Source organism: Streptomyces sp. NPDC055078 (assembly GCF_053607985.1).
The window spans coordinates 1-4,725 of record NZ_JBSGUP010000641.1 but is presented as its reverse complement, the minus strand read 5'-3'; the positions used below and the strand labels follow the sequence as shown (position 1 = coordinate 4,725).

The 4,725-nt window shown below is 68.2% G+C and carries 3 protein-coding genes; 1 reads left to right on the top strand and 2 read right to left on the bottom strand.

Features of this window, described 5'->3' with window-relative positions:
• Together ACWF94_RS33845 and ACWF94_RS33840 are read right to left on the bottom strand one after the other, a co-directional pair.
• Positions 1 to 2,098 (bottom strand): N,N-dimethylformamidase beta subunit family domain-containing protein (locus tag ACWF94_RS33845; protein ID WP_453497464.1); only part of this gene is annotated, 2,098 nt, incomplete at its 3' end.
• Entirely contained in the window at positions 2,085 to 3,566 is a 1,482-nt protein-coding gene (locus tag ACWF94_RS33840; protein WP_453497461.1) for a sodium:solute symporter family protein, read from the bottom strand. The genes ACWF94_RS33845 and ACWF94_RS33840, both read right to left, overlap by 14 nt.
• A gap of 401 nt (positions 3,567 to 3,967) precedes the next feature.
• On the opposite strand from ACWF94_RS33840, the gene ACWF94_RS33835 reads away from it, so the two are divergent.
• On the top strand, positions 3,968 to 4,725 hold a 758-nt coding region (locus tag ACWF94_RS33835), incomplete at its 3' end, for a DeoR/GlpR family DNA-binding transcription regulator (RefSeq protein ID WP_453497458.1).

Below are 4,725 nucleotides of genomic sequence, written 5' to 3'. Positions count from 1 at the left end.
GACCGGGCGCGGTCATCAGCAACTCCTCCTGGGTGATCTGGTAGCGGTCGTCCAGCCCGGTCGATGTGGCCAGGCGCAGGGCGTTCGCGGGCGTGCCCAGGTCGAAGCCGAACCGGTCGACCTCGTCGCCTGCCGCGCCGCCCAGCACATGGCCGAAGTCCCCGATCACCTCGTCGGCCGCGATGCCGTCGAAGACGAAGGCGACGGACTCGTCGTGGCTGTCGGGCAGCCGGCGGTAGCCCGCGCCCTCGCCCCAGCCCTGCGCGGCCATGCCCACGCCCACCAACTGCTGCGGTACGTAGCCGTTGAAGCGCCACAGGCCGCCGTGGTCACCGCTCGCGCTGTGCACCAGTTCGCCGGGGGGCGAGTCCCAGCACCTGGTCCCCGAGTTGCCGCGCCGGACCTCGATGAGGTGCGGCCGGTCCTCGAACGCGCTGGTGACCCAGTAGAAGCCGTTGCCGCCCAGATACATCAGCCGCCCGCCGTCGCCCAGGTACGCGCTCAGCGAGTCCATCATGTCCCGTGTCCAGTACTCCGGGTGGGAGCCGGTCACCACGGTGTTGTAGCGCGCGAGGAGGCCGGGCCCCTCGCGGTGCAGGTCCTCGTCGAGTGCCACGTCGAAGTCGTGGTCCTCGCCCAGGGAGCGCAGCCATCCGAGGATGAACAGGTCGGCCGCCAGGTGCCGGACATGGCCGGACAGCCAGTTGTGGTAATGCGGCCGGAGGTTCAGCACGGGGCGCAGCCGGGAGGAGTAGGCGACGCCGCTGCCGTCCGTGTGCGTGTCGTACAGCGACTTCCCGACCTCGTCGTGGCTCACGATGAACTCGTCCTGCGGTGCGAGTTTCATGTCGTGGACCATGAAGTCCTCTTGCAGACCGGACTCGAAGAGCCGCTCGTTCGCGTACGCCTGGTACGTGAAGCTCGGCACCAGGAACAGCACCTTGGCGCGGCTGCCGGCCGGGCGGCGGACGAAGAAGGGGATGTAGTCCACCTCGTCGCCCGCCCGCAGCCGCAGGGCGTAGGCGCCGGGGGGTGTCCCGGGCGGCACGGTCCAGGTGAACGACGGCTGCCATCCCGCGTCCTCCAGGTCGTCCTCGTGGAAGTGGACCGCCGCGTACTGCGCGGGCGCGGTGCGGAAGTCCGTGTGCCGGCCGTCCCACCGGCTGCTCGTCACGCCCCGCTGCGGTGCCTGGTGCAGGGTCCCGTGGAGGTTGTTCCCCGAGATGTCGCACAGCCGGCTCGACGAGAAGTCCGTCCCGAGGTCGTAGTCGGCCAGCAGAGCGGTCGGCCGGACGGTCCCGCCCGCGCGGGCGGCGGCCACCTCGGTCGGGTCCAGGGCGCGGCCGTAGCAGCGCGGGTTCTCGATCTTTCCGTTGAAGTGCCGGTCGAGGTATCGCTCACCGTCGATGAGTGTCGGGGCGGCGGCCAGGAACGTCTCGGACGTACGGGCCCCGGTGAAGTCCGGTCCGGCGTCCGCTTCGGCGGTGTGCCGCTGTGCCCGCCGCTGCCAGCCGGTCTCCTGTGCGACGTGCAGCCGGGCCCGGCCCGGCGCCCCGGACCGGCCTTCGTAGTCCGCGCTCACGAAGAACCAGCAGCCGGGCCGCAGTTCGACATCCGACACCAGGCGGACCTCGCCGGAGGGGCCCGCCAGGGTGAGACCGAGCCTGCCGTCGGAGTCGATCGCCAGCTTGACCAGATGCCGCGGATCGTCGTCGCCGGAGCAGAAGACGACCTGCTCGTGGCCGGCCCGCGGCAGGGTGGGGAAGAGGCGCAGCTGCACGCTGAACGCGTTGCCGGCGAGCCAGTTGTCCGGCAGCGGCAGGGTGGCGTACGAACCGGGGTCGGTGCGCTGGACGGTGCCGGGGTGGGTGCCGTCGCACTCCGCGCCCACGTCCCGCACCGGGAGGTCCGTGGAGCGCGGGTCGGTCATCCCGCCGAGCAGCTCCACGATCCCGGCCTCGTACTCGGCGTGACGGGTGCTGACGTGGAAGGTGATGGACTCACCGGGACGCAGGCTCCACCGGTCGGCGTAGCCGGTGATGTTGAGGATGTCGCCGTTCTCGTTCAGCCGGTAGCGGGCTCCGTCAGGCTTCGACATGCGCCGGCTCTCCCTTCGTGTCGTGGGTCCTGCCGTGGGCGGTCGCGAAGAAGTGCTCCACCCGTGGGTCGATGGGCTGCCGGCCGCCCGCCAGCGTCATGGCCGTGCCGACGACGGCGCTGAGCGCGATACCGACCGGGCTGACGAAGTGGTACGGGAAGTCCGCCAGCAGCGCGACGACGACGTACACCACGCCGACCGTCAGCGAGGCGAGTGCCGCCCGGGTGCTGAACCGCTTCCAGTACAGGCCCGCCAGGATCGGGAAGGCGAGCAGGGCGGTGAAGACGGAGACATAGGTCAGGACGAGCAGGATGTTGCCGACGAAGGTGAGCGCGAAGACCAGGGTCGAGACACCGAGGACCAGGAACACCACACGGCTGGACATCACATAGAACTGGTCGCCGCGCCCCTGGAACGCGTACCTCTTCAGCAGGTCGTTGACCACGATCGACACCGCGGAGTTCCAGATCGCCACCATGGTGCTGATGCCGACCAGCAGCAGGGTCACCAGCAGCAGTCCCTGGACGATGGGCGGGGTGTATTCCAGCACCAGCCTCGGCAGCGCCTCCTCGGGCTTGTCGAGGTCGGGCATGACCACCCGGGTGAACATCGTGGCCGTGGCGACCAGCGCGTACAGCGCCACGATCAGCACCGTGTTGACCAGCATGGCCCGGCGGGCGATGCGCGCGCTGCGGGCGGAGAAGATCCGCTGCCCGTACCAGGGTGCCGCCACGTAGAGCATGATGTTCTGCAGGCACCACGTCAGGATCGCGGCGAAACCGAAGTTCTCCAGGTCCCAGATCGGCTTGAACGACAGGTACTGCGGGTCGAAGACCTTGCTCAGCTCGCCGAATCCGCCGGCGTTGGTGTAGCCGATGTAGAAGATCACCGGTATGAAGACGAGGATCATGACGTACGCCACGATGTCGAAGGAGATGGCGGTCATGAAGCCGCCGGCCAGGGACAGCACGAGGCACAGGGACGTGATCACGATGACCGTGGTCAGCGGTTCCACGCCGAGCAGCACGGACACGACCACGGAGAGGCCGGCGAGATAGGTCGCGGGCGCGATCCAGGTGAACGTCAGGGTCACCACACTGGCGAGCGCTCTGGTGGTCTCCGAGCCCTTGCCGTGGAAGCGGCGCTCGAAGAACTCCGCGATCGTCGTGATCTGCAGGCGCCGGTAGGGCTTGGCGACGGTCAAGGCGTAGATGCTGAAGACGAAGACGAAGATGAACGACGTGTACCAGAGCCCCACGGTCCCGTACATGTAGGCGACCGAGGCGCCTCCGATGAGCGTGGCGGTGTTGAACTCCGCCGCGCCCAGCGTCGCCACGAGCGCGGCGAAACCGGTGTTGCGCCCCGCGAGGTTGTAGTCCTGGTAGCTGTTGATGCGCCGGTAGGACCGGTAGGCGAGGTAGATCAGCAGGGCGGTGAAGACGATAGTGATCGCATACTTCTCCGTCACGACACTCCCTAGGTCGAGTCTTGCCTCCCCAGCGAGGGCGCCACAGCCGCGGAGGCGGAAGCGTCTCGTGCCCGGACGTCCGGACCGCTGTGAGTACGCGGGCCGTAAGCCCGGTGAAGACTGGTTCTGACTGCAATCGTGGTTTTCTGTGACTTACGAGGGCCATGTTGACTGTCCTTGTGGTGATTGACAAGACCTTGTTCATTTCGTGACCAACGGGGACCCGCCGCCCCCGCGGAATCTCCGGCTCGTAGCCGCCGAGTGCTGGTGAGGGGAGTCTGAAGGGTTGCCGAAGCATTGCCCGCGGGTTGCCGTTCACCGTAGATCCCTTGACTGCCGGGCCTCCGGCGGCCAATACTTCGCGTCAGAAGGCCACATGTCGCCACAGGAACGGTCTGAATATGCTCGCAGTCGAGCGGCACACCCTTATCTCGCAGGCGATCCAGGAAGGTCGCGTGGTGTCGACCGCCGAGCTAGCGGACAAACTGGACGTATCAGCAGAAACCATCCGTCGTGACTTCGCCGAGCTGGAGGCCAAGGGCCTGCTGGTACGAGTCCGCGGCGGTGCCACCCGCACCGATCACCTCAGCAACGAGCCCTCGTTCCCGGAACGCTTCGGAGCGGCCGGGGAGGCGAAGGCGGTCATCGGGAACCTCGCCGCCGAACTCGTCCGCCCCGGGCAGACCGTCGTCATCGATGTCGGCACGACGGCGATGCACGTCGCCCGCGCCCTCGCGAACAACTTCACCGGTGTGGTGCTGACCTGCTCGGTCCTGGCCGCGAACGAACTGGCGGAGGCCACCGGTATCGAGGTCCACCTCAGCTCCGGCCGGATGCGCAGGGGCGATCTGGCGCTCTCCGGTCCCCTGGCGCAGGGTTTCTTCGAGGACGTCTACGCCGACGTGGCGTTCCTCGGCTCCGGCGGTGTGCACACCGAGGCCGGACTGACCGACTTCCACCTCGACGAGTGCCATGTGCGACGGGCCATCATGCGCAACTCGGCGGTGAACTATGTGCTCGCGGACAGCTCCAAGCTCCAGCGTGTCGCCCCCTACCGGGTGGCACCGCTGGAGCAGACCGGCGGCCTGATCACCGATCGGCAGCCCCCGGGGGAACTGACCCGCACGCTCACCGATACCGGCGGCCAGGTCATCTGGCC